25 protein-coding genes are annotated in these 26,125 nt (G+C 71.3%); 10 read left to right on the top strand and 15 right to left on the bottom strand.

All coding sequences use genetic code 11. The features are described from left to right. Positions 1–43 precede the first annotated feature (43 nt). Together glsA and D458_RS0108345 are read right to left on the bottom strand one after the other, a co-directional pair. Complete coding sequence (glsA, locus tag D458_RS0108340) at positions 44–1,339, bottom strand: glutaminase A (protein ID WP_017586277.1); 1,296 nt, start codon at positions 1,337–1,339, stop codon at positions 44–46. A 139-nt stretch (positions 1,340–1,478) separates the two neighbouring features. Further along, positions 1,479–2,774 (bottom strand): glutaminase, encoded by a 1,296-nt coding sequence (locus tag D458_RS0108345; RefSeq protein WP_040702289.1) that lies wholly within the window; start codon positions 2,772–2,774, stop codon positions 1,479–1,481. 314 nt (positions 2,775–3,088) lie between these two features. Between D458_RS0108345 and D458_RS0108350 the strand changes: the two genes are divergently transcribed. Next, entirely contained in the window at positions 3,089–4,003 is a 915-nt protein-coding gene (locus D458_RS0108350) for a YihY/virulence factor BrkB family protein (protein ID WP_017586279.1), read from the top strand. 129 nt (positions 4,004–4,132) lie between these two features. Here D458_RS0108350 and D458_RS0108355 read toward each other — a convergent pair whose 3' ends face one another. Then, positions 4,133–5,047: an alpha/beta hydrolase gene (locus D458_RS0108355; RefSeq protein WP_017586280.1), complete on the bottom strand. Its 915-nt coding sequence runs from the start codon at positions 5,045–5,047 to the stop codon at positions 4,133–4,135. Between the two features lie 108 nt (positions 5,048–5,155). On the opposite strand from D458_RS0108355, the gene D458_RS0108360 reads away from it, so the two are divergent. From D458_RS0108360 to D458_RS0108375, 3 genes are all read left to right on the top strand, one after another. Next, on the top strand, positions 5,156–5,569 hold the full coding sequence (locus D458_RS0108360; protein ID WP_017567935.1) for a MarR family winged helix-turn-helix transcriptional regulator: 414 nt from the start codon (positions 5,156–5,158) through the stop codon (positions 5,567–5,569). Between the two features lie 500 nt (positions 5,570–6,069). Further along, the gene (locus tag D458_RS0108370) at positions 6,070–6,612 is read left to right on the top strand and encodes a hypothetical protein (RefSeq protein ID WP_017586282.1); all 543 of its coding nucleotides are present in this window, start codon (positions 6,070–6,072) and stop codon (positions 6,610–6,612) included. A 163-nt stretch (positions 6,613–6,775) separates the two neighbouring features. After that, positions 6,776–7,222 carry a DUF6653 family protein gene (locus D458_RS0108375; RefSeq protein WP_017586283.1) on the top strand — a complete coding sequence of 149 codons (447 nt, stop codon included), beginning with the start codon at positions 6,776–6,778 and terminating at the stop codon, positions 7,220–7,222. A gap of 61 nt (positions 7,223–7,283) precedes the next feature. On the opposite strand, the gene D458_RS0108380 is transcribed toward D458_RS0108375, so the two are convergent. After that, positions 7,284–7,925 (bottom strand): TetR/AcrR family transcriptional regulator, encoded by a 642-nt coding sequence (locus D458_RS0108380; protein ID WP_017586284.1) that lies wholly within the window; start codon positions 7,923–7,925, stop codon positions 7,284–7,286. Positions 7,926–7,984: 59 nt separating this feature from the next. Between D458_RS0108380 and D458_RS0108385 the strand changes: the two genes are divergently transcribed. After that, entirely contained in the window at positions 7,985–9,394 is a 1,410-nt protein-coding gene (locus D458_RS0108385; protein WP_017586285.1) for an aldehyde dehydrogenase family protein, read from the top strand. A 51-nt stretch (positions 9,395–9,445) separates the two neighbouring features. Here the strand turns inward: D458_RS0108385 and D458_RS0108390 are convergent, their stop codons facing one another. The 3 genes from D458_RS0108390 to D458_RS0108400 all read right to left on the bottom strand — a co-directional run bounded on the left by D458_RS0108390 (position 9,446) and on the right by D458_RS0108400 (position 13,252). Further along, entirely contained in the window at positions 9,446–10,165 is a 720-nt protein-coding gene (locus D458_RS0108390; RefSeq protein ID WP_017586286.1) for a polysaccharide deacetylase family protein, read from the bottom strand. A gap of 211 nt (positions 10,166–10,376) precedes the next feature. Further along, entirely contained in the window at positions 10,377–11,963 is a 1,587-nt protein-coding gene (locus D458_RS0108395) for a polysaccharide deacetylase family protein (RefSeq protein WP_026119111.1), read from the bottom strand. 179 nt (positions 11,964–12,142) lie between these two features. Beyond that, positions 12,143–13,252, bottom strand: a complete 1,110-nt coding sequence (locus D458_RS0108400) for a hypothetical protein (RefSeq protein WP_017586288.1) — start codon at positions 13,250–13,252, stop codon at positions 12,143–12,145. A 226-nt stretch (positions 13,253–13,478) separates the two neighbouring features. On the opposite strand from D458_RS0108400, the gene amaB reads away from it, so the two are divergent. The 3 genes from amaB to D458_RS0108415 all read left to right on the top strand — a co-directional run bounded on the left by amaB (position 13,479) and on the right by D458_RS0108415 (position 16,176). Continuing rightward, entirely contained in the window at positions 13,479–15,026 is a 1,548-nt protein-coding gene (gene amaB / locus D458_RS0108405) for an L-piperidine-6-carboxylate dehydrogenase (protein WP_017586289.1), read from the top strand. A gap of 174 nt (positions 15,027–15,200) precedes the next feature. Continuing rightward, positions 15,201–15,689: a MarR family winged helix-turn-helix transcriptional regulator gene (locus D458_RS0108410; RefSeq protein WP_017586290.1), complete on the top strand. Its 489-nt coding sequence runs from the start codon at positions 15,201–15,203 to the stop codon at positions 15,687–15,689. Positions 15,690–15,747: 58 nt separating this feature from the next. Beyond that, on the top strand, positions 15,748–16,176 hold the full coding sequence (locus D458_RS0108415) for an organic hydroperoxide resistance protein (RefSeq protein ID WP_017586291.1): 429 nt from the start codon (positions 15,748–15,750) through the stop codon (positions 16,174–16,176). Between the two features lie 200 nt (positions 16,177–16,376). Here the strand turns inward: D458_RS0108415 and D458_RS0108420 are convergent, their stop codons facing one another. The 4 genes from D458_RS0108420 to D458_RS0108435 form a co-directional block, all read right to left on the bottom strand. Then, positions 16,377–17,387 carry a hemolysin family protein gene (locus tag D458_RS0108420; RefSeq protein WP_017586292.1) on the bottom strand — a complete coding sequence of 337 codons (1,011 nt, stop codon included), beginning with the start codon at positions 17,385–17,387 and terminating at the stop codon, positions 16,377–16,379. Further along, a complete protein-coding gene (locus D458_RS0108425; protein ID WP_017586293.1) occupies positions 17,384–18,772 on the bottom strand; it encodes a hemolysin family protein in 1,389 nt (462 codons plus the stop codon). The genes D458_RS0108420 and D458_RS0108425 overlap by 4 nt, the downstream gene beginning before the upstream one ends. Positions 18,773–19,001: 229 nt before the next feature. Next, complete coding sequence (locus D458_RS0108430) at positions 19,002–19,562, bottom strand: TrmH family RNA methyltransferase (RefSeq protein ID WP_051049619.1); 561 nt, start codon at positions 19,560–19,562, stop codon at positions 19,002–19,004. 172 nt (positions 19,563–19,734) lie between these two features. Further along, positions 19,735–20,388: a class I SAM-dependent methyltransferase gene (locus D458_RS0108435; RefSeq protein ID WP_017586295.1), complete on the bottom strand. Its 654-nt coding sequence runs from the start codon at positions 20,386–20,388 to the stop codon at positions 19,735–19,737. A 201-nt stretch (positions 20,389–20,589) separates the two neighbouring features. Here D458_RS0108435 and D458_RS0108440 point away from each other — a divergent pair, with 201 nt between their 5' ends. Together D458_RS0108440 and D458_RS0108445 are read left to right on the top strand one after the other, a co-directional pair. Next, complete coding sequence (locus D458_RS0108440) at positions 20,590–20,868, top strand: DUF1876 domain-containing protein (RefSeq protein ID WP_017586296.1); 279 nt, start codon at positions 20,590–20,592, stop codon at positions 20,866–20,868. A gap of 319 nt (positions 20,869–21,187) precedes the next feature. Then, entirely contained in the window at positions 21,188–22,450 is a 1,263-nt protein-coding gene (locus D458_RS0108445; protein WP_017586297.1) for an APC family permease, read from the top strand. Between the two features lie 6 nt (positions 22,451–22,456). Here the strand turns inward: D458_RS0108445 and D458_RS0108450 are convergent, their stop codons facing one another. The 4 genes from D458_RS0108450 to D458_RS0108465 all read right to left on the bottom strand — a co-directional run bounded on the left by D458_RS0108450 (position 22,457) and on the right by D458_RS0108465 (position 26,109). Next, on the bottom strand, positions 22,457–23,236 hold the full coding sequence (locus D458_RS0108450) for an NUDIX hydrolase (protein WP_017586298.1): 780 nt from the start codon (positions 23,234–23,236) through the stop codon (positions 22,457–22,459). Then, the gene (locus D458_RS0108455; protein WP_017586299.1) at positions 23,233–23,967 is read right to left on the bottom strand and encodes an HAD family hydrolase; all 735 of its coding nucleotides are present in this window, start codon (positions 23,965–23,967) and stop codon (positions 23,233–23,235) included. Before D458_RS0108455 ends, D458_RS0108450 begins: the two co-directional genes overlap by 4 nt. A gap of 129 nt (positions 23,968–24,096) precedes the next feature. Next, positions 24,097–25,044: a VWA domain-containing protein gene (locus D458_RS0108460; protein WP_017586300.1), complete on the bottom strand. Its 948-nt coding sequence runs from the start codon at positions 25,042–25,044 to the stop codon at positions 24,097–24,099. 96 nt (positions 25,045–25,140) lie between these two features. Further along, a complete protein-coding gene (locus tag D458_RS0108465) occupies positions 25,141–26,109 on the bottom strand; it encodes a DUF58 domain-containing protein (protein WP_017586301.1) in 969 nt (322 codons plus the stop codon). Positions 26,110–26,125 lie beyond the last annotated feature (16 nt).

The following is a 26,125-nucleotide window of genomic DNA, read 5'->3' on the forward strand; positions in this document are numbered from 1 at the left end:
GCCCGGAACGGCCCGCCGAACCCGGGCGGTGGCCCGGCAGGCTCTAGCCCGTTGACTCGCCCGGGTCCCTCAGCAGGCTCTGCTCCAGGCGTTCGCTCGTCCAGCGCTCCACCGCGCGGCCCCGCTCGGCCCGGACCTCGGGCACGGTCTCCTCCGCGTCGACGAGGACGACCTCGCGGCCTTCGTCGACGAGTTTCGCCGCGGTCTCGGCAGTGGTCCTGCGCGCGATCGGCAGGGCGCCGGTCACGCGGCTCATGTCCAGGACCACGGTGTCCGTCCGCGGAGGGCGGTCGACGATCTCGTGCACCAGCGACTCGACACCGCTCAGCCCCAGGTCGCCCTGGAGCGTGTAGACCGTCGCCGGGCGCCCCTCGACCGACACTCTGCGCGTTTCCCGCAGGGAGGACCGCGCCGGTCGGCCCACCTCCATCAGGTGCAGGCCCAGGTCGTCGGACAGGTGCTCCATCATGGCGATCCCCCGAACGCTGTGGCCGTGGGGGTCCAGGCGGGGGGAGCGGACGGCGACGCCGATCTGCCCCGGGAGCACCCCGATGATCCCCCCGGAGACCCCGCTCTTGGCGGGGATGCCGACGCTGGTGAGCCAGTCCCCGGCCGCGTCGTACATGCCGCACGAGGCCATGACGCTGAGCACGTGCTTGGTGGTGCGCCGGCTGAACAGCCGCTCGCCGGTGTCGGGCTGCACTCCGCCGTTGGCCAGGGTCGAGGCCATGAGCGCGAGGTCGCGGACGGTGACCACGGCCGAGCACTGCCGGACGTACCCCTCGGCGACGGTCGAGGGGTCCCGGGGCAGCAGGTCCGCGGCGCGCAGCAGGCGGGCGATGTCCCGGTCGCGCTCCCCGTCGGCGATCTCGCTGGCGGCCAGGGACTCGTCGACCTCGATCGGCCGCTGCGCCAGCCGGGAGAACAGCGCGAGCAGGCGGTCCACGGCCGGGGCCTCATCGCTCCGGACGAGCGCGTGCGCGGCGATCGCGCCGGCGTTGATCATCGGGTTGGCGGGCCTGCCGCTCCCGGGCTCCAACGACAGTTCGTCGAAGGCCTCGCCGCTGGGTTCGACCCCGATCCGCTCCAGCACCGCGTCGAACCCCCGGTCCTCGATCGCGAGCGCGTAGGCGAAGGGTTTGGACATCGACTGGATACTGAACCGGTCCTCGGCGTCCCCGCTGGCGTACACGGTTCCGTTGACCGTGCACAGGGCGACCGCCGCACGGTCGGGGTCGGCGGCGGCGAGCTCCGGTATGCCCTCGGGCAGGGAGCCGGAGTCGACGTGGCTCGTCTCCGCGATGATCTCGTCGAGGTAGTCCAGGATCGTTGAGTGCATCGGGGTTCCTCCCTCTCGGGATTCGGTGCCGCCGGGTTCTGGGGGCGCGAGCCGAGCGTGTCCCCGGGCGGCACGCCCGGAGCCGACCTCTCGGCTCTCCTGTCCGGTTTCGTGAGGAGTGGCGGGCGGGCCCCGCCCGTCAACCGATCGGCCCGGCCGGCTCCTTCAGCAGGCCCTGCTCCAGGCGCTCGCTCGTCCAGCGCTCCACCGCGCGGCCCCGGCTGTCCTGGAACTCGGGCACGGTCTCCTCCGGGTCGATCAGGATGATCCGGTGCCCGGCGTCGATGAGCTTGGTGGCCATCGCCGCCGAGGTGGTGCGCGCCACCGGCAGCACCTCGTCGACCCGGCTCATGTCGAAGACCACCAGCTCGGTCGAGGGCGGGTTCTCCACGAGCTCGTGCACCAGTGACTCGATGCTGCTCAGCACCATGTCGCCCTGGAGCACGTAGACCGTCGTCGGTTCCCCCTCCACCGTCTCCTTGCGGGTTCCGCGCAGCGAGGAGCGCGCGGGCCTGCCCGTCTCCATCAGGTGCAGTCCCAGGTCCTTGGAGAGCTTCTCCATCATCACCACGCCGCGCGCGCTGTTGCCGTGGGCGTCCAGGCGCGGTGAGAAGACCGCCACCCCCACCTGGCCGGGCAGGACCCCCATGATGCCCCCGGCCACGCCGCTCTTGGCGGGGATCCCGACGCTGGTGAACCAGTCCCCGGCCGCGTCGTACATGCCGCACGAGGCCATCACGCTCAGCAGGTGCCGTGTGGTCTCCCTGCTGAACAGCCGGACGCCGGTGTTGGGCTGCACTCCGCCGTTGGCCAGGGTGGAGGCCATGAGCGCCAGGTCCCGCACGGTGACGGTGGCCGAGCACTGGCGGATGTAGCCCTCGACAGCGGCCGAGGGGTCCCGGGCCAGGCGGCCGGAGGCGTGCAGCAGGTAGGCGAGCCCGAGGTTGCGGTCCCCGGTCGCGAGCTCCGAGGCGGCCAGGGACTCGTCGATCCCGATCGGCCGTTGCGCCAGGTCGGAGAACAGGCCGAGGAGCCGCTCCACGGCCGGGGCCTCCTCGCTCCGGATGAGCGCGTGGGTGGCGATCGCCCCCGCGTTGATCATCGGGTTGCGCGGTCTGCCGGTCTCCGGGTCCAGCGACAGCTCGTTGAAGGCCTCACCGCTGGGTTCCACCCCCACGCGGTCGAGGACGTACTCCAGGCCGTGGTCCTCGATCGCGAGCGCGTAGGCGAACGGTTTGGACATCGACTGGATGCTGAACTCCTGGTCGGCGTCCCCGCTGGCGTACACGGTTCCGTTGACCGTGCACAGGGCCACCGCCACACGGTTCGGGTCGGCGGCGGCGAGCTCGGGGATGTAGTCGGCCGTGGCACCGGAGTCCACGTGGCCGGTCTGCTCCACGATGGCGTCGAGGTAGTCGAGGATCGGTGAGCGCAGCAAAGGGTCCCCCGTCTTTCGGATCAGTGCTGCCAAGGGTGTCGCCCCACGGTTCTCCCCTGGCCCCGGGCGCCACAACCCTCACCCCGGTCACCGTCTCCCCATCGCGGTCCACACGAGAACGAGAGTTTCCCGTTTCTGGGAAAGAGAACAATCGTGCCTTTCACCGCTCGGTCCGGCTGGTCCCGGCGCCGTCGCGGCCCCACCGCTGCCCCTGAGCGCCTGCTGCTCCGACGGAGACGTGGATACTGGGGGTCCCCGGGGGTACCCGGGCCGGAGAGGGCACCTCGGCCGCTGGAGGGTGGGATCAGGACGTGGGAACACAGGGCGGGCGCGGCCGGGCGCGCGGTACCTCGGACGCCGCGGTCTCCCGGCCGACCCGGATCCCGGCGGCGGGCTGGCGCGCCGTCGTGGCACGGGTCTGGTCGGAGCTGGAGGAGGGCCGTGCCGGTCTGCTCGCCGCGGGCATGGCGTTCAAGGCGATGCTCGCCCTGTTCCCGGCCCTGCTCGCCGCGGTCAGCGTCTTCGGCATCCTCGCCGACCCCGAGGAGCTCACCGACCAGATCCGGGACTGGATGGCCGCCGCGCCCGACGAGGTGAGCACATTGGTCGGCGAACAGCTCACCGCGATCGCCGAGACCGAGACCGGCACGCTCGGGTTCACGTTCGCCACCGCCCTGACCGTGGCGCTGTGGAACGCGTCGGGGGCCATGGCGGGACTGATGGAGGGCTGCAACACCGCCTACGGCGAGGTGGACCACCGTCCCTTCCTCGTCAAGCGCGGTGTCGCCCTGCTCCTGTCCTTGGGCGTGGGAGCCTTCGTCTTCGCCGTGGTCGGCCTGATCACCCTGCTCCCGATGCTGCTGCACGGCGTCGGCCTGGGGGAGGAGATGGCCCTGGCGATCCGGATCGGCCAGTGGCCCCTGCTCGCCGTGGTGACCGTTGCCGCGCTGGGGGTGGTCTACCGGGTCGCGCCCCGGCGGCGGACGTCGACGGTCCGCTGGCTCACACCGGGCGCGGTCATCGCGATGGTGCTGTGGTTGGCCTGTTCGGGGCTGTTCGCGCTCTTCGTGCAGCGGTTCGGCGACTTCGGGGCGACCTACGGGACGATCGCCGGGGTCATCGTGCTGATGATCTGGTTGTGGCTGTCGTCGTTCGTCGTGCTGCTCGGCGCCGCGATCAACGCTGAACTCGAGACCCAGGCCGGAGTTCGCGGGGACAGCGCCTGACCAGCCCGGGGTACCCGCGGCCCCGGAAGGTCCTAAGCACCGGATCGGTCCAGAGCCGGAGGGCCCCGCCCCTGCCCCCGAACCGGTTCGCTGGTGCTCTGACCGGGAAGGCTCGCCGGTTCGGATGCCTTACAGGTTGTTCGCATAGAAGCCGGTGAGTCGTTCGACGGCAGCGTCGACGTATTCGGGTTCGTCGTACATCTCGTAGTGGCCGGCGCCGTCGATCACCATGAGGTCGACGGGGTCGGGGGCCAGCTTCCACAGCCGCATGCCGGTGTCGTAGGAGCCGGTGTTGCCGATGCGTCCGGCGAGGATGACCTGGAGTGGCTGGGTCATGAGTCGATCGGCCAGGTGGAACGCGTCGTAGCCCAGCAGGAGGGAGTCGCTGCGCAAGAGGCGCCGGTTCGTGGAGTGTTTGTTGCCGCCGCGCTCGGTGCGGTAGTAGGTGACGGCTTGAATGGTGTCGATGTCGGTCAGGCCCGCTGTTGTGGCGTCCTCCAGGGTGACGGGCAGCCAGTTCACGCGGGTCGTCTCGCCGGAGCGGGCCTCTTCGGTCCGTGCGTCCGCGAGGGCGTCGAGTGCTGCGGCCGGACCGTCGGGGGAGAAGCTGCGGAACGCGGCGCCGATGTTGACGGGGACGACCGTGCCGACCGCCTTGATGCGGTGGTCCGTGCGAGCGGTGTGCACGGTGTAGCCGCCACCGGCGCAGATGCCGAGGACGCCGATGCGCTGCGGGTCGATGCCGGGGGTCGTGGTGAGCGCGTCGATGGCGTAGGAGATGTCCTCACCTCGGCGGTAGGGGTCTTCGAGGTCGCGGGGCTCGCCCTCGCTCTGACCCTGATGGGCGGGGTCGAGGACGAGCGCCGCGATGCCGCGGGCGGCGAGACGGGAGGCGTAATTGGCGCCGATCTGCTCCTTCACGCTGCTGCCCGGGGTGGAGAGCACCACGGCGCGCAGCGGTGCGCTGCTGTCGGCGTTGTCGGGCAGGTGGAGGTCCGCGGCGAGGTTGATGGGACCGCGCGGGATCGTGAGGTGCTCAAGCATGCCTGGCTTCCTTCGTGAGATTGTTGTTCCATAGGAGTCCAGTACGAGCCAATGCATTGTACGATCTGAAACTAATACGAAACTGTACCTTATGGGCGGAGGGGTCGCATGTCAGTTGACGGGGCGCAGCTGTGGACACTGAACCAGCGGCTGCTGGGTGTTGTGATGGATGCCTGCACGGGAGAGCTGGCCGAGCTCGGGTTGGAGACGAAGGAGTTTTTCGTCCTGGCCGAGGTGGAGGCATCGCCGTATCCGGCCGAGATCGCGACGGCACTGCTGCTCCCCAAAGCGAGCGTGACGGTCTACGTCCGCAACCTCGTCGCCAAGGGGTTCATCCGGCGCGAGATCGACGACGCGGACCTGCGGCGTCACCGGCTCGTGCTGACCGCTGAGGGCACAGAGGCACGGGATCGTGCACTTGCAGCCCTCGCGGCGGAGTACGACCGCAGGCTGGCGAGGATCACTCCGCGGGACCGCACCGAGCTGCAGCGCATTCTTCAGGAGATGCTCTCGCCCGCATGAGTCCATGGTCACGAGCGGTTCGCCTGTCCGGTGACCCCCTGTTCGCCAGTGCTGTCGGCGGCCAGGACATCGCGGTGGCGGGCGTTGGCGTTGCGCCGGCGGAGGTCGGGGTGAAGCACAACTCGACCTTGTCCTTCTTCGCTCAGCGGCGGATGTCACTGCGCTTGTGGGTGGACCGGTTGTCCAGGATCACGTGGATCGGGGCGCCGTCCGGGCGGGCGGCCCGGATCGACTTCAGTGCAGCCAGGGTGTTCGCGGCACCCTCCTGCGGCGGTTGACGCCCCAGAGGGTGTCGTCGCCGATCGAGTAGCAACCGTGGAAGTACCGCACCCCGTGGGTGTGGTGGTAAGTCGCGGGATGCCGCTCGGGCCGGCCTTGCCCGGCCCGGCACGACCCGGCGCCGCACCGAGCGATGTATGAATCTACGTCGTACAGGTGCCGCCGGTGCTCTATTTTCCCCGATGACGGATCACGTCCGCCATGACGTCAGAATTAGTGTCATGGATCTGATGCCGTATGTCGACGAACTCCGCCGCCAACTCCTGGTCGCCGCCGAGACCGGGGGAGAGGAGACCCGGGCCACCGCCGAGCGCCTGGCCGCGGTACTGGAGTCCTCCGCCCGGTTGGCGCTGATGGACGCCCTGTCCGCGGCGGCGGACGAGATCACCCGGGAACTGGCCCCCGGCTCGGTCGAGGTGCGGCTCCGCGGCGGACGGACCGACTTCATCGTGACGTCACCGCGGACCGACGAGACCTTCGACACCGCGGCGGGGGACGCCGCGGCCCTCTCCCCGGAGCGTCACGGGCATGTGGCCCCGATCCGGGCCGAGGGTGAGGAGGGCAAGACCTCGCGGATCACCCTGCGACTCCCGGACCACCTCAAACCGCTCGTGGAAGAGGCCGCCAAGACCGAAGGGCAGTCCGTCAACGCCTGGCTGGTGCGGTCGGTCACCACGGCCCTGGAGTCCGGCGGCCGCCAAGCCCGGCGCGGCACCGGCACCGGCCGCCAGGTCGGCCGCGGCTACACCGGCTGGGTCCGCTGAGTCGGCCGCCGCGCACCCGCTGACCCGGGGCCGCCGCGCACCCGTTGACCCGGGGCCGCTCCACAAGGATGCGCGCCTGCCCCGCACGAGGTGTTGCGGGGGGTGTACCGTGCCTCTCCCGTCCTCCCCGGCATGGGGCGGGACCACTCAGAGCGGAGGATCGATGGCCGAGGAGCCCCGAGGCGGTTTCGCCCGGTTGCGCCGGGCGGTGTTCGCCCGGCACTCGAACCCGTGGAGCGCGTGGACCAGGTGGGCGAGCATTCCGCTGATCTCCGTCCCGGTGTGGAACCGCAGCTGGAAGCAGGCCGGCGTCCTCGCCGTCTGGTTCGCCCTCAACCCGGTGGTCTTCCCCCGGCCCGCACACGAACGGGCGTGGTCCACGAGGGCCATGCTCGGCGAGGAGCAGTGGATCGTGGACCGCCCGAGGGACGCGGCGCTGGCGGTCAACGCCGCGGCCGCGGCCGCCTCCGTCGTCGCGGTGGTCGGCGCCCGGTACCGCAGGCCCTGGACCACCGGGGCGGCCTGTGCGGTGCAGATGGCGCTCACACTCGTGTACTGGGAACAGATGGCCCGTTACCACGACCGGGGCTCGGAGCGGGGCGGGCACTGAGCGGCGGGCTGCGGCGTTCGTCCCTTCCGGTGGGCGTTGCGCCCTCCCCGGCCCGGTCTCCTCACGCCTCCCGCGCCCCCAGGGCCCGCAGGAGGTAGGGGAGCAGGCGCTGGGCGATGTCGGCGCCGGGGGAGGAGCCGGCAGCGCCCTCGGCCTCCGGCGGCACGAGGAAGGTGTGGCTGACCATCGGGCCGATGACCATCTCAGCGACGACCAGGGGATCCTCCACCGGGGGGACCTCCCCGCGTTCCACAGCCCGTTCCAGGAGGGCGAAGACCCGTTCCTGGAGGGGGATCACGAAGGCGCCGAAGAGTACGTCGGCCAGGGCCCGGTTGTGGGCGGCCTCGCCGAGCACGGCGCGCAGGAGGCGGCCCGAGGGGCCCTCCAGGGCGGTGGCCTTGTCCCGCAGCAGCGCGCCGAGGTCGGCCGCCAGGTCCCCGTGGTCGTGGTCGGGGCCCAGGTTCTCGGCCCAGGCCCGGGCGGCGCCGACCACCAGGTCCTCCTTGGAACGCCAGCGGCGGTACAGGGTGGCGGTGGAGACCCCCGCCCTGCGGGCCACGGCGGCGGTGGTCAGCCCGCTGTAGCCGTTCAGCTGGAGTTCGGTGAGGGTGGCGTCCATCAGCGCGCGGTCCCGGTTGGCGTCGCGGGGCCGGCCCCGTGGGGCGGCCCGGGCGGACGTCTCCGGCAGATGGTCCGTCGTCATGGGGAGATCTTATGCCAGGTGTCTATTGGAAACGAAACATTTTCGTTTAGTCTTGTGGCATGGCTAACACCGAGATCTCAGAGCCCCTGACTCTGACCACCGACATCCCCCCGGTCGTGGGCAGGCTGCGCATGGCCTTCGACAGCGGCCGGACCAAACCGATCTCCTGGCGACGGGCCCAGCTGCGCGCCCTGCGGCGCCTGCTCGTCGAGGAGCGGCCCACCCTGGAGAAGGCCCTCAAGGCCGACCTCGGCAAGCCGCCCGTGGAGGCGCACACCACCGAGATCGGGTTCGTGGTCAACGAGATCGACCACACGCTCAAGCACCTGGCCTCCTGGCTGCGGCCCCAGCGCGTGTCCGTGCCGATGGCGCTGGCCCCGGCCAAGGCCCGCCGCGTGCGCGAGCCCCTGGGCGTCGTGCTGATCGTCAGCCCGTGGAACTACCCCGTGAACCTGGCCCTGTCCCCGCTGGTCGGTGCGATCGCCGCGGGCAACAGCGCCGTGGTCAAGCCGTCGGAGCTCTCTCCGGCCACCTCGGGCGCGCTGGCCGACCTGATCCCGCGCTACCTGGACCCCGAGGCGATCGCGGTCGTCGAGGGCGGTGTCACCGAGAGCACCGCGTTGCTGGAGGAGCGCTTCGACCACATCTTCTACACCGGCAACGCCGCGGTGGCCCGCATCGTCATGGCGGCGGCGGTCAAGCACCTGACCCCCGTCACGCTGGAGCTGGGCGGCAAGAGCCCGGCGATCGTCGAGCCCGGCGTGGACCTGGCCACCACGGCCCGCCGCCTGGCCTGGGGCAAGTACACCAACGCGGGCCAGACCTGTGTGGCGCCCGACTACGTGCTCGCCATCGGTGACACCGCTGAGGGGCTCCAGAAGGAGCTGGGCGCCGCCATCACGGAGATGTTCGGGTCCGACCCGGCGCAGAGCCCCGACTACGGGCGCATCGTCAACGAGCGCCACTTCGACCGGCTCCGCGCTCTGCTGGAGAGCGGCGAGGTGGTCGCGGGTGGTCGGACCGACCGCGAGGACCTCTACATCGCCCCCACGGTGCTCGGCGACGTCTCCCCCGACACCCCGGTGATGGCCGAGGAGATCTTCGGGCCGATCCTGCCGGTCATCCGGGTTCCCGACCTGGACGCGGCGATCCGGTTCGTCAACGAGCGCGACAAGCCCCTGGCGCTGTACGGGTTCACCAACTCCGAGGCCACCAAGCGGCGCCTGACCACCGAGACCTCCTCCGGTGGTCTGGGCTTCGGTCTGCCGATCGCCCACCTGGCCGTCCCCGACCTGCCGTTCGGCGGGGTGGGGGAGAGCGGGATGGGCGCCTACCACTCGGCCGCGTCCATCGACACGTTCTCGCACACCAAGTCGGTGCTCGACAAGTCCCTGCTGATGGACACCATGCGGGTGGCCTACGCGCCGATCAGCCAGGTCAAGGAGAAGATCCTGCGCAGGATGCTCTGACCTGTCCGGCTCCGCCGCGTTCCGTCGCGGCAGGGGTGCCGGCCGGTCCTGTCATCCGGAGCGGGCGTCGCTGTAGGCGGTGCCCGCTTCGAGGTCTCCGTCGAACAGGTAGCTGACCGTCACGAAGTGGAAGTCGTCCCCCTTCAACTCGTCCAGGAGGCCGGGCACGGCGTCGACGCTGGTCTCGTGGATGTCGTGGAGCAGGATCACGCTGCCGTCGGCGGTCTCGTCCTTGGTGATGTCCAGGATCTTGTCGACGTCGCGGTTCTGCCAGTCCAGGGTGTCCACGTCCCACAGCACGATGGGCTGCTCGACGGCCTCGCGGGCGGTGTCGTCGAGCGAACCGTACGGCGGGCGCATGGTCCGGGGCTTCTCACCGGTGACCTCGGCGATGGCCTCGTCGGTGCGCTCGGCATCGTCCTTGATCTCGTCCGCGGAGAGCGTGGCCAGATCGTCGTGCTTCCAGGTGTGGTTGCCGACCTCGTGCCCCTCCTCGGCCATGCGCCGCACCTCGGCCTTGTGGCTGCCCACCTTGGAGCCCAGGAGGTAGAAGGTGGCCCTGGCGTTGTGCTCCTCGAGGATGTCGAGGAGCTCGTCGGTGTACTCGCCGGGACCGTCGTCGAAGGTCAGCGCCACGCACTTGACCTTGCTGCAGTCAGGGGACTTCGCGGAGACGTCGGAGGGCGCGGCCGCGGCGGGGGCCGCGGCGCCCAGGAGGAGCCCCGAGGTGATCAGTAGCCCGCCAGCCGTACCGACAGTGGTCCTGTGCATCAGAGAGGTAACGTTCACGCGTCGAAATGTATGTGAAGACCTTCGTGAGGGCAAAGGTAAGCCCAGCTCAGAGCTGTGAAGTGAGCAAGGACTCTTTGTTCCGGTCGGGGAATGGAACGCGGGATCGCCTGCTCTCACGGGACAGCGCGGGGCCCCGGCCGTCTCTGCGGCGGCCGGGGCCGGTTGGCTTTCTTTTACCTTCGGGAGCGGCTCAGCCGACCCGGGCGTCGGTGTGGACCTCGCCCGCCGTCATGCCGTCGAGTCCGAACAGGTCGCTGACGGTAACGAAGTGGTACCCCTGCGCGTGCAGCCCCTCCAGGACGGCGGGAATGGCGTCGACGCTGGACTTGTGGATGTCGTGGAACAGGACCACGCTGCCCGGGACGGTCTCGTCCAGCGCGTGCCCGGCCACCGCGGCGGTGTCGCGGCTCTGCCAGTCCATGGTGTCCACGTCCCACAGGATGATCGGGTGCGGGGTGGCCTTGCGTACGTCCCCGTTGAGCGCCCCGTAGGGCGGGCGCAGGGTGGGCGGGGCCTGTCCGGTGACCTCGGCGATCGCCTTGTCGGTGCGCTCCAGGTCCTTGGTCACCCCGTCGGCGGACAGGGTGGTGAGGTCGTCGTGCTTCCAGGTGTGGTTGCCCATCTCGTGGCCCTCGGCGTGGGTGCGCTCCACGACCTCGGGGAATTCGCTGACCAGTGAGCCCAGGATGTAGAAGGTGGCCTTGGCGTCGTACTCGCCCAGGGTGTCCAGGAGTTCCTCGGTGTGCTCGCCGGGGCCGTCGTCGAAGGTCAGCGCCACGCACTTGAGGCGCTGGCAGTCCAGGGTGCTGCCCTTGGCGGTCAGGGTCCCGTCGAAGGCGAGGTCCTCGGGGTCGGTGTGACCGGCCACGGCCGCGCTGCGGGCGTGGTAGCCCAGTTCGGAGAGGACCGGTTCGGTCTCCTCCGGCTCCACGGGCAGCAGGACCTCGCTGACCCGGCCCGCGCTGGGCACATCGGCGGGGTCCATCCGTACGGCCAGCCCGCCCGCGGTGCTGAAGGCCAGGTCGGCCAGGGGAGAGGCGGCCCAGCGCTCGGCGGCCTCCCAGGCCTGTTCGGGATCGCGCAGGTCGGCGTCGCCGGTTTCGGCCGCGTTCCCCTCCGGGCTTTCGGCCGCTTCCCCGGCGGCCTCCGAGGGCTCCTCCGCCGGCGGGGAGGCCCCCGCCGACACCGAGTCCTCCTCCTCCGCGGCGCGAGCGTGGACCTCGCCCACGAGGCCGGGGAGCTGTTCGTTGGAGAGCTGGTAGCCCTCCTGGAGGACCTTGGCGACCTCCAGGTGCGCGGCCTCCACGGACGCCTCGTCCTCGAAGAGCGCGGTCCAGGGCAGGACCTCGCCGCCGGCGGTGTCGTACCAGAGGGTCGAGGACGCGCTGTGCTCGCCGCGTGTCCCGGAGGAGTCGGCGGTGATCCTGATTCCGAGCACGTGCTCGGAGACGGCCAGCAGTTCCACGTCCTGCTCCAGTGCCGGGTCGCCGTGGTCGGGCAGGTCCTCCAGGAACGCGGTCTGGCGTTCGGCCATCGTGGTGCGGGCCTCGATGGTCAGCGGATGGGACTCGCCCAGGACCGGGTAGCGGTAGCTCACCGTGCTGTGGTCGACCTGGACCGACACCGTCTGGGTGGCCAGGTTCTCCAACGTGTCCGGAGAGAGCTGGATCGCCTCGGCGTAGGGCAGGGCCTGCTCCACGGAGTGGCAGCCGGGGACCAACAGCAGGCCCAGGGCGGCACTGACAGTGAGTTTTCGTTGCAGAGAGATAGCAGCCACGAGGGGACCATATCGGGGTCGTGCGAGGAAGTCGCAACCTCAGAGCGACGACATGGTGTCCCAGAGTGATGAATTGCCCCGGGCTGGCCGGAACATGCGTTTTGTCGTCCAGTACCCGCGTTCGGGCGTGTCACCGGGGGCCCGGTCGGCCACGGGACCCCCGGCGGAACACCGCGGCCTCAGTGCTCCTCGGACTCCACGGGTTCCCCCAGCCCTTCGGGACCCTCGGCCGCGACGACGGCCACCACGGCACGCGTCTGCGCCAGGGTGTCGGTGTGCTCCTCGGGGCGCGAGGTCAGGGGCAGGTGGACGTGGCCGGCCGCCACCCTCGCACCGGCCCGGTCGCGCAGGAGGGTGTTGCGGTAGGCGATCTCGTTGGACAGGTAGTCGCCCCCGCCCCCGCGACGCGCCGCCGAACCCTCGCTGGGCCCCTCGGAGCGCGTCACCGGCTCGTCGCCGCCGTCGGGCACCTCGGTCACCTCGGTGTTGGCCACGACCTCGTACGGCCCGGTCGCGGCGTCGAGGATCCGCTCCACCGGCAGGGAGGTACGCGTCCACTCCGGGGCCCCTTCCCCGGGCAGCGGAGCGCGCCCGGTCCGGGAGATCCCGAGGTTGTCCGGGCCGCCGCCCCGCCACACCCCGTTCCAGACCTCGAGGTCGAAGCGCCCGGGGCGGCCCCGGCTGAGCGTGACGACCGCGTCGGCCACCCCGTACTGGTCGGCCAGGGCCTCCTCCACCAGTCCGGTGTCGAAGTCGCTCCAGGAGACGGGGAAGACGGCGGCGCGCACCACCGCGGTGCGCTCACCCACGGGGAAGGTCCACCCGTGCAGGTCCAGGGCGGCCGCCCCGGAGGGGTTGGAGCACTCCGGATCCTGGTCCAGGTGGAAGGGGTCGAACCCGGTGACCACCACGCGCAGCCACCGGTCGCCCGGGGGGAAGTCCAGGTCGGTGATGCCCCTGGAGGCGGTCTCGAACAGGTGGAGCAGTTCGGCGCGGTCCGCCTCCGGCAGGGGGAAGGAGGGCTCCCAGGCGCGCAGCCGGGAACGGAGCACGAGACGGGCCCAGTACAGGGGTCGGTCGTCGACGGGGTCGGGTCCGGTGCGGGTGGACTCGGTCCACAGCCGGGAGGCGTGCGAGGCGACCACCTCCCGGGCCTGTCCGAGATCGGTGCTCGCGCGCAGGTCGGCGGCGAACAGGGGATCGGCGGCGCCGAAACCCGAGCGCGCCAGGATCCGGCGGGACTCGGGGCGGTCGGCGCGGTCCTCTTCGAGGGTGGTGTCGTGGTGCACGGGCCAGCTGTCTGGTTCGGTTACGGGCGGGGTGGGCTCCGCGAGTCTAGGGCATCTCCGGCGGGCGCCGGCCCTGCCGCGCGCCGCCCCGCGGCACTCCGGTGCGGGGCACGGGCACCACCCGCCGAACACGCCCCGCAACTGGACGGCAGGGGTGGACCGGGGGCTTCGGAGTTGGCAAGGTGTGAGGTGACCGCCTCCCCCTCTCAACGGAGAGAGAACACACATGCACACTGGTGCCCTTCCCGACACCGAGGTCCTCGCCGAGCGCGCGCGGACCGCTCTGGAACGGTGCGGCGCGACCCGCCTGCCCGACCCCCACGGGGCACCCGGCGCGGCCCGTACACCGATCACCGGCCAGGACCTGTTCCCCGTCGAGTTCGACACCCCCGCCTCCGCCGAGCGCGCCGTGGCCGCCGCGCACGCCTCCTTCACCTCCGCCTGGCGGGACACCCCCGCCCCGGTGCGGGGCCGGTTGGTGCACCGTCTGGGTGAGCTGCTGCGCGAGCACAAGGCCGACCTGGCCGAGCTGGTCACCATCGAGGCGGGCAAGATCCGCTCCGAGGCCCTGGGCGAGGTCCAGGAGATGATCGACATCTGCGACTTCGCCGTGGGGCTCTCGCGCCAGCTCTACGGGAGGACCATGCCCTCCGAGCGGCCCGGGCACCGGCTGATGGAGACCTGGCACCCGCTGGGCGTGGTCGGTGTCGTCACCGCCTTCAACTTCCCCGTGGCCGTGTGGTCCTGGAACACCTGTGTGGCACTGGTGTGCGGTGACACCGTGGTGTGGAAGCCCTCCGAGCTCACCTCCCTGACCGCTCTGGGCTGCCACGGCCTGCTCATGCGCGCGGCCGCGGACGTGGGGGCGCCCGCCGACGTCCACCGGGTCGTGCTGGGCGGCGCCGAGGTCGGCGAGGTGCTCGTGGACGACGATCGGGTGGCGCTGCTGTCGGCGACCGGTTCCACGGCGATGGGCAGGGCCGTGGCGCCCAGGGTGGCCGCCCGGATGGGCCGGTACCTGCTGGAGCTGGGCGGGAACAACGCGGCGGTGGTCGGCCCCTCGGCCGACCTGGACCTGGTGGTGCGCGGCAGCGTGTTCGCCGCGGCCGGGACCGCCGGGCAGCGCTGCACCACGCTGCGCCGTCTGATCGTGCACGAGGACGTGGTGGACCAGGTCGTCGAGCGCGTGGTGAACGGCTACCAGCAGCTGCGCGAGCGGATCGGCGACCCCTACGAGGAGTCCACCCTGGTGGGGCCGCTGGTGGGGGAGCGCGGGCACACGGCCATGCGCGAGGCCCTGGAGCGGGCCCAGGCCGACGGCGGCGAGGTGCTGGTCGGCGGTGAGCGGCGCCTGGAGAAGGACGCCGAGGACGCCTACTACGTCGAGCCCGCCGTGGTCCGGATGCCCGCCCAGACCGAGGTCGTGCGCCAGGAGACCTTCGCGCCGATCCTGTACGTGCTCACCTACCGCACCCTGGAGGAGGCGGTGGAGCTGCACAACGGGGTCCCCCAGGGGCTGTCCTCGGCGATCTTCACCCAGGACCAGGCCGAGGCGGAGCGCTTCCTGTCCGCGGCCGGGTCCGACTGCGGCATCGTCAACGTCAACATCGGCACCTCGGGGGCCGAGATCGGTGGCGCGTTCGGCGGGGAGAAGGAGACCGGCGGCGGCCGGGAGTCGGGTTCGGACTCCTGGAAGGCGTACATGCGCCGGGCGACCAACACCGTGAACTACGGCGGAGAGCTGCCCCTGGCCCAGGGAGTGCGCTTCCTCTGAGCCCGCTCGGGGCGTGAGCGCACCTCCTGCGGAGGCGACGGCGGGCCCGGGGCGTCGAACCCGGGCCCGCTGCCCGGAGCCCGCGCGCCCCAAAACGGTTGTGTCCAACACTGTTGTGCACAACCGTTTTCTGTTACGGTGGCGGAGACGGCGAGCGGACACGGGGGAGGAACCATGGCGGGCACCGACGAGGGCGACCCCCTCGCCCTGGACCGGCAGCTGTGCTTCTCCCTGTACACCGCCTCCCGGGCCCTGACCGGGCTCTACCGGGAGATCCTGGCCGACCTGGGGCTGACCTACCCGCAGTACCTGGTCATGCTCGTGCTGTGGGAGCGCGGCACCCTGCCGGTCAAGGACCTCGGCCTGGCCCTGAGCCTGGACTCGGGCACGCTCTCCCCCCTGCTGCGCCGCATGGAGGGGGCCGGGCTGCTCACCCGCCGACGCGGACCCGAGGACGAGCGGATCGTCCACGTCAGCGTCACCGAGGAGGGGGCCCGGCTGCGCGAGAGAGCCGGGGACGTCCCCGAACAGGTCCTGTGCGCCACCGACCTGTCGGCGGGGCGGGTCGAGGAACTCCGGGCGCTGCTCGACCACGTCACCCGTTCGGTGACCGACGCCTCGGGCCGCGGTGCCACACGCGCCGCCCGTGACGCCGACACCTGAACCACACCAGCACCACACACAGGCTCGGCGCGCGCCGAGCCGAGAGAGGGAACCAAGCATGGCTTACGACGTCCTCTACACCACCAACGCCACCGTCACCGGCGAGGGCCGCAAGGGCTCCGGCCGCAGCGACGACGACCGCCTCGCGGTCGACCTGTCCGTGCCCAAGGGCCTGGGCGGCGACGACGGCCCCGGCACCAACCCCGAGCAGCTCTTCGCCGTCGGCTACGGCGCCTGCTTCCACGGCGCCCTGCGCAACGTCGCCCGTCAGGCCAAGACCAAGGTCGACGGCGCCACCATCGACTCCCAGGTCAGCCTCGGCAAGTCCGACGAGGGCCTGGACATCGCCGTCGTGCTGACCGTGACCATCCCGGGCCTGGAGCAGGCCGAGGCCGAGAAGCTGGTCGAGGCCGCCCACCAGATGTGCCCCTACTCCCGCGCCACCCGCGGCAACATCGAGGTCGAGCTGATCACCAAGACCGCCTAGGTCCACAGGTGCCCACGGGGCCGGCCGCACCAACAGGTGCGACCGGCCCCGTCCCCGTGAGCGCGACGACCCCGTCGGGCCCGAACAGCGGGGGGCGTCCGCTGGAGCTCGAAGAGCGGGAAGATGGTCCGGAGCCGACCCGGAGCACAGAAAAATGGGGCGAAACCAACTGGTTTCGCCCCATCTGTCGTTCACCCCGCCTAGGCGGCGGTGTCCAGCAGCAACAGCCGGTCCAGGATGTCCTGGAGGGTCACCAGACCCATCAGCTCCCCCTCCTCCTCGACCAGGGCCAGGTGGCTCCGGCTCTCCCGCATGATGCCCATCGCCGCGTACATCGGCGTACCCGCCGCCAGCGTCAGGACCGGGCGCATGAGGTCGGCGGCGGTGGTCCCGGCCGGGCTGGTCAGCGCCTCACGCACGTGCAGCACGCCGATCGGCTCGCCTCGTTCCATCACCACCAGACGCAGGTGCGTGGACTCGCGCGAGACCCGCTTGATCTCCTCCACGCCCGCGTCCGGAGCCACCCACGCGATCTCCTCACGCGAGGTGTAGTGCTCACTCAGCGGCTGGGAGTTGACCTCCAGGGCCGTGGCCAGCTGGTCACGGCGCTCGGAGTCCAGGGCGCCCGCCTTGGCCGAGTGCTCGACCAGCTCACGGACGTCCTCCGGGTTGTGCCCGCTCACCAGCTCGTCCACCGCCTGCACACCGAAGCGGTGCAGCACCCAGTTGGCCATGCCGTTGAGCATCATGAGCAACGGGCGCGTCACCCACATGAACGCCTGCATCGGGATCGCCAGCATGGTCGCCGACTTCTCCGGGTGCGAGATCGCCCAGGACTTGGGTGCCATCTCGCCCACGACAAGGTGCAGGAACGTCACCAGGATCAGCGAGAAGGTGAACGAGAGCACATAACCCACCGAGGGCGGAAGAGCACCGAACAACGGCTCCAGCATGTGGTGGAACGCCGGTTTGGAGATCGCGCCCAGGGCCAGCGTGCACAGAGTGATCCCCAGCTGGGAGCCGGCCAGGAGCAACGACAGGTCGCGGGCGCTCTTGAGCGCCGCGCGCGCCGCCGCGCTGGTGTGCGCGGCCTCCTCCAGCCGGTAGCGGCGTGCCGCCACCAGGGCGAACTCGATCGCCACGAAGAAAGCGCTCAGGGCGATGAGTACCACGGTCAGCCCCAGGGCCAACCACACGTTCATGTCGCTCATGCCCGCACCTCCCGCTTGCCGTTCCTGTTCTCGGTGAGCTCGTGCAGCCGCAGTTCCACCGTGTTGGGAACGTGCCGCTGGACCCCGCTCACGGTCAGGGCCAACGCCATGTCGGGATCGCCGTCATGGGCGCTGGAGGGCCTGGGCAGCGGCAGGTCCACCCGGTCGCCGACCTGCGGCAGCCGGTGGAGTTCGTGGATGACCAGGCCGCCGATGGTCTCGTAGTCGCCCTCGGGCAGGTCGTGGCCGATCAGCCGCTCCACCTCGTCGATGTGCAGCGCGCCCGGGACGAGGTAGCCGTTCTCCCCGTCCAGGTGGGCGGGGGCCTCCTCCTCCGGAGTGTGCTCGTCGGCGATCTCACCGACCAGCTCCTCGGCCAGGTCCTCGGTCGTGATGACCCCGGCCAGGCCGCCGTACTCGTCCACCACGCAGGCGAACTCCTCGCCCGCCTCGCGCAGCTGGTCCAGCACACCCGGCAGCGGGAGCGAGGCCGGGACCATGACGGTCGGCCGCGCCACCTCGCTGACCCGGACACCGGACAGGTCGCGGTCGCCCAGCGCGAGCACGTCGCGCAGGCAGATCACACCCACGATGTCGTCCACGCCCTCGCCCAGGACCGGGAAACGGGAGTGGTCGGAGGCCATGAGCTCCACGACCCGGCTGACCGGGTCGCCTTCCTCGACGGTGGTCACCTCGGGGCGCGGGATCATCGCGTGCCCGGCGGTGCGGTCGTGGAAGTCGAGGGTGCGGTCCAACAGGGTGGACACCTCGGCCGGCAGGTCGCCGGTCTCGCGGGACTCGGCGATGATGCGCTCCAGGTCACGCGGGGTCGCCGCGTGCTGGACGTCCTCCACCGGTGTGATCCTCACGAGCTTGAGCAACCAGATCGCGGCCTGGTCGAACAGCCAGATGACCGGGCCGAAGACCTTCAGGTAGATCCCTGTCGACAGGGCCAGCCAGCGGGCCACCGGCTCCGGGTGCGCGATGGCGAGGTTCTTCGGGAAGAGCTCACCGAACACCATCTGGACGACGGTGGAGAGCAGCAGCGCGAACACGGTGCCGACCGCGACACCGGTACCGAGCGGTACGCCGACGCCGCCGAGCAGCACACCGATGCCGTCACCGATCATCGGCTCGGCGACGTAACCGACGAGCAGACCGGTGATGGTGATGCCCAGTTGGGCACCGGAGAGCATGAACGAAGTGCGGTTCGTGACGGCCAGGGCGCGTTTGGCTCCCGTGTCACCGGCCGCGGCGCGCGCCTTCAGGCGCGAGCGGTCCACAGCCATGTAGCCGAACTCCTGGGCGACGAAATAGCCGTTCGCCGCGATCAGCAGCAAGACGACGAAGAAGCCCAGGAGGATACTGAGGACGGTGCTGATCATCGGGCACACACCGCCTGGTTCCGCCTGCCGGCAAAGGTCCTGCGAAGGTGTGCGCCCTTACAAGAAGGGGGCTCGTCGGAGTCTGGGTCACAGCATCCCTGAGGGATGCTGCTGGTACTTCGGGACGGGTCCACTGTTCCTCTCTCTGCGCCTGTGCGCGTCGGGTGTGCGAAATATGTGGTTCTGGTCAATGAGGGGACGTACGGCGGAGGGAAAAGATTCCCCCGGCTCAGTTCCCGACGGGGGCGTCTGCCTCGCCGTCGAAGGTGGCCCACTCACGGCGGCGGGCCTCGGCGAGGGCGATCGCGGTGGCCACGGCCACGTTCAGCGATCCGACCCGGCCGATCTGCGGAATGTAGGTGACGGCGTCCGCACCGGCCAGTAGGGCGGGGGAGCAGCCGTGGTCCTCGGCGCCGACGGCCAGGCACACGTCGGGCTCCAACGGGGCGGCGTGCAGTGGCACGGCGCCCTTGGCCAGCTCCACGGCGACGACCTTGTAACCGTCGGCGCGGGCGGCGTCCAGGGCTTCCGCGGTCGTGGACAGGCGCGTGTGCGGGACCTTCGCGGCCGTCCCCAGGGCGGTCTTGCCGACCTTGGGGTCGTCGGGGTCCGCGCTGTTGCCGGTGAGCCAGAGCTGGTCGACGCCGAAGGTCGCGCAGGTGCGCAGGATCGATCCCAGGTTGTAGGGCTGGGTGACGGACTCGACGAGTAGGGCCAGACGCCCCTCGGTGCGCCTGCGCCACTGGCGGTTCAGGCGTTTGACGTCCGTGGGACGCAACTGCGTGCTCAACTGCGGTGTGTTCCTCGCGGGTGTGGGCCGGGCGGTCCCGGCGGCTGTCGGTACAGATTACCGGTCGGGGGTCACACGTGCACGTATGACCCGTGACACGTCCCGGTAAGTTCGGATATTCGGGCCCGGCTCGTCCGTGGGCCGGCTTCGGTCCGGGCCGGACCCGCCGTGGTCAGGGCTTTTCGGCTCTGCGCACGGCCAGGACACGGAAACCGGCCCTGGAGGCCACGCGCTCGGCGGGCAGACCCTGCGCGTCCAGCCACTTCTGGAGGGAGTCCGAACCCAGGTGGCGCTGGACCACCAGGTGGGCGACGCCCTCGGGAGTGAGCCGGTTCAGCCAGGTGCGCAGCATCGAGTGCAGCACGTCCTTGCCCACCCGGATCGGCGGGTTGGACCAGATCGCGTCGAAGGGGCCCAGCAGGTCCTCGGCGGTGGGCGCCCGCCCCTCGCCCTGTTCGACGGCCAGGCCGCCCTCGGGGGCGACCACGGCGAAGCGGGCGTTGTCCAGCCCGTGCTCGTCGGCGTTGCGCCGGGCCAGGCCCACGGCCCGGGCGTTGACGTCCACCCCCACCACACGGGCCCCCGGGGAACGCGAGGCCATCGTCAGGGAGACGGGACCGTAACCGCAGCCCAGGTCGAGCAGACGGCCCTCGGCCGGAGGCGCCGGAACGCTCTCCAGCAGCACCCGGGTGCCGAGGTCGACCTTGTCGGGTGAGAACACGCCGCGGTCGGTGTGCAGGCGCAGGTGCAGGTCGGGCAGGACCAGGTCGGCGGTGGAAGGCCGACTGGCGGCGCCGGGATCGGAGTCGAAGTAGTGCTGGGCCACGCCGTGACGCTACCAGGGACGGACGGGGTGTCAGGACGGCAAAAACCTCGCATACCACCGGAAACGAAAGGATCAACCCCCTGCCCAGGGGCGAAACACCACGGAAGATGGAGGCAGGCGGGGACTGTGGGGGACCCGCGTGAGCCGAACGCGCGCCCGCCCCGGGCGCGGACGGAGGCGGACGGAGAGGGAGCGGATGCCATGCAGACGATGAAGCGCTGGAACGTCGACGTGGTCGTCGCCGAGGAGAACGAAGGCGAGGCCGCACGCACCTGGGCGGAGGTCGGCCTGATCGCCGACGACGGCACGGCCCTGCGCGGCCACGGGATGGCCCGCAAGCACCCGGCCGACCTGGACGTGCCCGAGATCGGAGAGGAGCTCGCCGTCTCACGGGCTCTGTCAGACCTCTCACGTCAACTGCGCCAGGTGGCGGCCGAGGACATCAACGACAACACCGGTTCGCCCTGGCGTCCCACCTGACCCGGGCCGCCCGCGAACCCGGGCGGCGCCGCGCGTCGAGCGGCCCCCGGCCACGGCCGGGGGCCCTTTCCTGTCCCGGAGCGGGACCTTCCCGGAAGGGGCGCCGGACCGGAACCGGCCACGCCATCACGGGGGGTTCGCACCCGGCGGTCACCGGTATCGGGCACACTCGGAAGTCGGACACGACCTTCGTCCCGCCCCGGCGGGCCTCCCGGTCCCCGCGGCCCGTGCCCCCGTCAGAAGCGACAGGGCCGCAGGGGAGAGGGGGAAGCGCGTTCGCCGGTCGAAGGCCGGAGACACTGATTCCTAGGAGACCTTGTTGGCCACCTCTTCCGGACCGCAGGCCAGACCCGCCCGGACGCTGGGAACCGTCGACGCAGCCGCCATCGGTGCTGCGGCGATGCTCGGCGCCGGAGTGTTCTCGGTTTTCGCCCCGGCGGCCCTGGGCGCCGGGGCCTGGTTGCCCGTCGCCGTCCTCATCGCCGGGCTGGTCGCCTACTGCAACGCGATCTCCTCCGCACGCCTGGCCGCCCGCCACCCCGAGAACGGCGGCACCTACATCTACGGGCGCGAGCGCCTGGGCGACCTGTGGGGCTACCTGGCGGGCTGGTCCTTCGTGGTCGGCAAGATCGCCTCCTGCGGGGCGATGGCCCTGACCTTCGCCGCCTATGCGCTCCCGGGCTGGGAGAAACCGGTCGCGGTGGCCGCCGTGGTGGTCCTGGCCGCCGTGAACTACCGCGGGCTGCGCAGATCCACCCTGGTCGTCAAGGTGCTGGTGCTGCTGGTCCTGGGGGTCCTGGTCGCGGTGTTCGTCGCGATGCTCATGAGCGGGCGCCTGGCCGCCGTCGCCGAGGTGGACGGGCTGGGCCCCTGGCCCGGGTCCTTCGGCGTGCTGGGCGCCGCCGGGATGATCTTCTTCGCCTTCGCCGGGTACGCGCGCATCGCCACCCTGGGCGGTGAGGTCCGCGACCCGCAGACCACCATCCCGCGCGCGATCACGCTCTCCCTGGGCACGGTCCTGGTCGTGTACATGCTGATCGGCACCGGCCTGCTCATCGTGCTGGGCCGTGAACGCCTCACCACCAGCGAGGCGCCCATGGTCGACGCGGTCGTGGTCGCGGGGTTCCCCGCGATGGTGCCGATCGTGGTGGCCGGGGCGGCCCTGGCCAGCCTGGGCGCCCTGATGCCGCTGCTGATGGGGATCTCGCGCACCACCGCGGCGATGGCCGCCGACGGACACCTGCCGCGCCCTCTGGCCGCCGTGAGCGAACGCCACGGTGTGCCCTACCGGGCCGAGGCCGCGGTGGCCGCGGTGGTGGTCCTCCTCATCCTGGTCGCCGACCTGAGCGGCGCGATCGCCTTCTCCGCCTTCGGCGTCCTGGTCTACTACGCCATCACCAACGCCTCGGCGCTGCGCCTGGGCCCGGACGAGAACCGTCCGCCGCTGATCGCTCCGGTCACCGGCCTGGTGGGGTGCGTGGTCCTGGCGACCAGCCTGCCCCTCCCGGTGGTCGGGGCCGGGGTCCTGGTCCTGGGCCTGGGCGCGGGCCTGTGGTGGCTGCGCCACCACGTGCTCGCCTGAGCGGGGTCAGCCCCGGCGCCGGTGCCGGACCAGGAACTCCATGCCGCGCCGGGCGGTGGTGGACAGCCGCAGCTCCGTCAGCTCGGCGGGGGTGAACCACCCGCAGTCGGCGGTGGAGCCGTGTTCCTCGTTCACCCAGGGCTTTCCCGGGTCGGCCACGTGCACGTGGGAGAACACCCACACCGCGTAGATGTCGGTCCCCGTGGAGCCGGCCCGCCGGTGACTGGCCACGGTGATCAGCTCGCCGACCACACCGCTCTGACCGGTCTCCTCGAGCACCTCGCGCCGCAGCGCCGCGCGCACGTCCTCGCCGGTGTCCACACCGCCGCCGGGCAGGTGCCAGGTCCCCGCGCCGGGGAAACCCTCGGCGATCCGGCTCAGCAGGACGCGTCCGGCGGGATCGGTGACGATCCCGTAGGAGGCGAACCGGCGCAGCCGGGGGCGCGCGTCCTCCGGGGCGGGATCCTCCTCGGCGACCAGGGCGGGAACCGAGGGTGTCAGTCCCTCGACGGGTACGACCGCGGGCCAGGCCGAGACCAGGCCGGGCTCGGCGAAGACCACGCGGTCCACGTGCAGGGCGCACCCGCGGTACAGGCTCACGGTCTCGGTGACCACGTCCAGGGCCACCAGTGGCGCCTGCGGGGAGAGCCCGCCCAGTGCACGCGCGACCTCCTCGGGGTCCTGGCCGAACAGCACACGTGCGCCGACCAGGACCGGCCCCTGGGGGCCCGAGGTGATCAGGTGGACGGTGACCCTGCGGGCCATCCAGTCGTCGATCGGGTTCACAGCAGGCCCGTCGCGGCCACACTGCTGGGCAGGCCGACCAGGCTCAGGAGCTCGTCCAGGTTGCTCAGGGTGGTGACGCCCTCCACGGGCTGACGGGCCTGGCGGTCGACGATGACCGGGCGCATGCCCGAGGCCACGGCTCCCACGCCGTCGGCCTGGATCTGGTCGCCCACGTGCCAGCAGGCTCCGGGCTCCACGCCCAGGCGCTGGGCGGTGGCGTGGAAGATCCGCGGGTCGGGCTTGCCGACGCCCACGGTGTCGGCGCAGACCACCGCGTGGAAGTAGGGCGTCAGCTCCAGGGCCTGGAGCTTGGCGTGCTGGAGGGACTCGATCCCGTTGGTGAGCACGGCCAGCCGGTAGCCGGCGGAGGACAGGGCGGCCAGCACCGGGAAGGTGTCGGGGAAGACCTGCCAGCCGGAGCGGTGACCGTCCAGGTAGATCCGGTAGAGCTCGTCGCAGTGGTGGTCGGCGATGTCGGCGTGGCCGGCCTGGACGGCCAGGGCGCGGATGCGCTGGCGGCGCTGCTCCTCAAGGCTCAGGTCACCGCGCAGGTAGGCGCCGAAGGAGATCTCGGTCTGGGCGTCCCACAGGGCGCGGGCGGCGCCGAAGTCTGGGTGGCCGAGCCGCTCCATGACCGCGCGCAGACCCGCGGACGAGGCGGCGACGTCGTCGATGAGGGTGTCGTCCAGGTCGAAACAGATCGCGGCCGGGGGTGCGGGTGTGTTCGGCATCGTTCCTCGAAGTGGATGGTCATGACAAAACATGCCAACGCTAACTGGTGGCTGTACAGGAAAAGGTGTAAACCCGACCTAAAGGGATGTGACCAACATCACCCATGTCGGAGGTTGGGTCTCCTCGAATCAGGGAAGTCGCTGGAACCACAGCAGGGAGGTCAATGCGGTGGCCAGCGCAAGGACGATCGCCACCATCACGAACCGAGTGACGATCTCCTCATGTACCAGCTCCGAACCCAGAGAGGAACCGATGTCCTCGTAGACCTCGTTCAGCTCCGTCTCGCTCTCGGCCTCGTAGAAGTGACCCCCGGTGTCCTGGGCCAACCCCTGCAACGCCTCCTTGTCGATGTCGGCGGGTACCTGGTAACCGTCGATCTCGATCATCGCCGACCCGCTCCCGAACGCGATCGTGGACACCGGGACCTCCTCCTCCGCGGCCGCGGCCGACGCCTGGACGATGTCGCGCCCACTGGTGTTCTCCCCGTCGGAGAGCAGCACGATCGCCGACGGCGGCGGGTCCTCCTCGGCGTCCTCGTCGAAGCTGCGAATCGCCTCCATGGAGGCGAACACGCCCTCGCCGATCGCCGTCCCCGGGCCCAGCCGCAGGTTCTCGATCGACCCCATCACCGAGGCGTGGTCCTGCGTGGGCGGCGCCACCACCGTCGCGGTCGAGGAGAACGACACCAGCCCCACGTTGAACCGGTCCGGCAACGTCTCCACGAACCCGCGCGCCGACTCCTTGGCAGCGTGCAGCCGGTCCGGCTCGATGTCGTTGGCGGCCATCGACAGCGACACGTCCACCGCCACCATGATCGTCGCCCGCTCCCGCGGCGCCTCCACCGGCATGGCGGGCACCGCCATCGCGGCGATCAGCACCCCCAGCGCCAGCGTGAACAGGGTGGCGGGCACGTGCCGACGGATGTCCGGCCGGTGCGGCACCACCTGGTTCAGCAACTCCAGGTTGGTGAAACGCACCGTGTACTCGCGCCGCTGACGCTGCACGAACACGTACGCGCCCACCAGCAGCAGCAGTGCCAGCAGCCACCACAGCCGCTGCGGCTCAAGGAAGGTCATGGCTGCCTCACGTCCCCCGTGCTGCCTGTCCCGACGCGGGAACCTCCCGCGCCCCTGTCACCCTCGTGTGCCCCGCACCCGCGTCCCCCGAACCCGTCACCGGGGCACCCCCGGGGTGTGCCTGGCCATGTGGTGCGCGGTCCGGCGCTGGTGGATCACGAACCGGGCCGTGTCCAGGACCCAGTCCCGGTCGGTGCGCAACACCAGGTGCTGCACCCCGCAGCGGCGCAGGGCCCCCCGGACCGCGGCCCGTTGCGCCTCCGCCGCCAGACGGTAGCGCTCGCGCACCGCACGCGTCAGACGCACGTCCCGTACCCGTCCCGTGGTGGGATCACGCAACGCCACGTCACCCACATCGGGAACGTCCAGCTCCAGCGGATCCAGCACCTCCACCACCAGCACCTGGTGGCGCGAGGCGAGCTGGCGCAGCGGACGCTCCCAGCCCACCTCGCCCCCGAAGGCCGGGGTGTCCAGGAAATCGGAGATGACCACCCGCAGGCCCCGCCTGCGCCGGGTCCGCACCAGATCCGTGATCGCGTCGGCCAGGGTGGCCCGGCTGTCGTCCGCTGACCGCTCGTCGCCCCGCGGGGCCGCGGCCACCGTCGCCAACAGCGACAGCAGCGCCTCCTTGCCCGAACGGGCGGGCCAGCGCCGGACCTGCCCCCGGTGCAGGAAGTGGGCGCCGAACCGGTCGCCCACCCGCTGGGTGAGCAGGTTGGCCGCGACCAGGGCACCCACCGCGACGTCACGCTTGGACCGCAGACCGGTGCCGAAGTCCATGCTCGGCGACAGGTCCAGCAGCGTCCAGCTCTCCAGCTCGCGGTCGGCGACCAGGTCACGCACGTGCGGGGTGTCGGTCCGGGCGGTCACCGCCCAGTCCATGTGCCGGACGTCGTCCTCACCGGGCTGGTACAGCCGCGCCTCGGCCGCCTCGGAGCCCGGCCCCAACCGCAGCCCCAGGTGCTCACCGTGCAGCAGCCCCTCCAGACGGTGCACGATGCGCAGGTCCAGCCGGCGCAGCGCCGCACGGAGCCGGGGATCGGTACCGATAGCGGGTGTGTTCACACGATCACCTCCCCTC

Source organism: Nocardiopsis ganjiahuensis DSM 45031 (assembly GCF_000341085.1).
Taxonomy (GTDB): Bacteria; Actinomycetota; Actinomycetes; order Streptosporangiales; family Streptosporangiaceae; genus Nocardiopsis; species Nocardiopsis ganjiahuensis.